General features: G+C 60.9%; 2 protein-coding genes. Both read right to left on the bottom strand.

The window, feature by feature from the left end:
- Positions 1–1,196, bottom strand: a 1,196-nt coding sequence (locus tag XalbCFBP2523_RS16515; RefSeq protein WP_430523494.1) for a Tle-like phospholipase domain-containing protein, incomplete at its 3' end; no start/stop codon positions are given.
- On the bottom strand, positions 1,193–2,008 hold an 816-nt coding region (locus tag XalbCFBP2523_RS15690), incomplete at its 5' end, for a hypothetical protein (protein WP_430523493.1). The genes XalbCFBP2523_RS15690 and XalbCFBP2523_RS16515, both read right to left, overlap by 4 nt.

Here is a 2,008-nt window from a genome sequence, read left to right as displayed (position 1 = left end):
CCCGCAGCATCTGCAACTCGCCCGTGCAGATGCGCCGCTTCGCCCGCCGCCAAGCCGACCAGCGACGCCGTGGGGTTCAATGGGAAAGCCGCGACGCCCGCCCGATGCGCCGCCGAGGCCATGCGCTCGTCCATGGCGTGTACCGCATGGCCCACCGAGCGCGCGGCATCGCCGGCATCGTGTAAGTCGCGTGCCGTACCCTGCACGTGCGCGTTATGTTCGATGGCATCGCGCAGCGACGGGTCCACGTTCAACGCCAGGTATTCGTTCACCTGCCGCTGGATCTCCGCTGGCAGATGGGTCTGGTCAGGGTGCGCGCGCATCTGACGTAGCGCCTGGGACAGTTCGGCACGTTCGTGCGACACATCCCAGGTGAAATGCTCGAAGGCACTCTGATGGTCCGCGTAACGCTGCGACGCTTCACTGAACCGCTGCGGGGCCAGGACGTTGTCCGTGCTTTGACTGCCGAAGTGCTGGGCAGCGCCGTGGTCCCCCCATCGCGTTGCTATCAGCACATTCGGGGGCGGCGCGCCGACGGGCGCATCCAGATACCGGCCAGCGCGCAGGCTCTGCACATCGTCATGACTGGCCAACGACACCATGCTGCCGACGTGAGGGCTCGCCGCGCTCACCACATCGCCGGCCATGCGGTAATTGGTCACGTGGCAGCCGGGCTGCGGCGTGCCATCGGTCAGCCCCCTCGCGCCGTAAGCGTTGTAGGTGGAGCCAGCCAGGCCGTATTTGGCCGCTTCGATCTGCGCCAGCGCGCCGCCGAGGGAGTGGCCGGCGACGGTTACGTGTTCTTTGGGAATGCGCTGCTCAGCCGCCTTAGCGAGCATCTGCGCGGTGAACGCATCGGCGGCAGCTTTTTGTGGATTGACGGCGTCGCGCACCATCGTGGCATCGACGGCGATGTCCTGGAGGGTGGTGAGCGCATGACTCCTTTTTTCCGCCTTGGTCTCACCGGTAAATAAATCCGTGTCGGTGCCACGGTAGGCGATGATAATGTGATATGGCTTCTCCAGAGTCTGATATGCCGTGGCATGAAATCCGGTTATAGGATCGTTCGCGTAGCCGAAGACGGTATAGTCTGTACCTCCTAGAGGTATTTTCTTCGAACCATCAACTTCACTCTGCGAACGATTTAAATAAGAATCAATGGCCGCATCGGCGCGCTTTTGATCGGCAGGGTTCATGGCTTGGCTTCCCTGACAGTAATGGTGACTTGGAAGTGAGCATCTGGATTTTGAAGCGCCTCATCGTCTTCTCCCGAAAGAGCTAGAGGGGGATAGTGCAGAGAACGATCCCCATATGCGCTCTTCTTGAAGTAGAAAGTCTGCTTTTTCTGGTCAGCATGCAGAAGCGAATTCAACGTGCGACCCCAATTAAATCTCACGCCCCCTGCTAATGCGTTGACGCTTATGCCGGTTGCATCCCAGTGGCACACGCCAAGCTTGAAATAATCCTCGTCCAGCAAGGCGTCGCGATAAAAATATCCCTTCCACGTGTGATCGTCCACCTGTGTCATGGGAACATCGAGCCCAGTATTAGGCGTCTGTCGCACACCAACGAACGGCATCATCGGCACGCATTTCTCATTGATGACGTCATACCCGATATATGCCTTGATCGTATCCCATGGCCCCGGCGCATGGGAGGTGGCAATCACTTCGTAGCGTCTGACCGGGTGCGGGTTGAGGTGACCGGTGGCGCCGTCATTGCCGACATCGATGCCTTTGGAGCAGCCCGCAGCGGTCAGTGCCAGCGGCATGAGGGCGGTGGCGGCAAGGTGTTGCAGTTTCATCGGGTCGTCCTCGGGGGAATGGGGCGCGGATGCGGCTGTCGATTGGAATGGCCACGGCGCGGGTTTACGCTTGGGTTCCACCGGCAATCCGCCAGGTGGCAGCGGCCCCAGTTCGGCGCGCACCCGCGCATTGATGATCGCCATATCGCGCAGGAGCTGCAGATCGTGCAGCGGATCGCGCACCTTGAGTTTGCGCGGGCGATA

This window comes from Xanthomonas albilineans (genome assembly GCF_002939705.1).
GTDB lineage: Bacteria > Pseudomonadota > Gammaproteobacteria > Xanthomonadales > Xanthomonadaceae > Xanthomonas_A > Xanthomonas_A albilineans.
The sequence above is the reverse complement of the archived record's forward strand: the minus strand, read 5'-3'. Positions and strand labels throughout refer to the sequence as shown.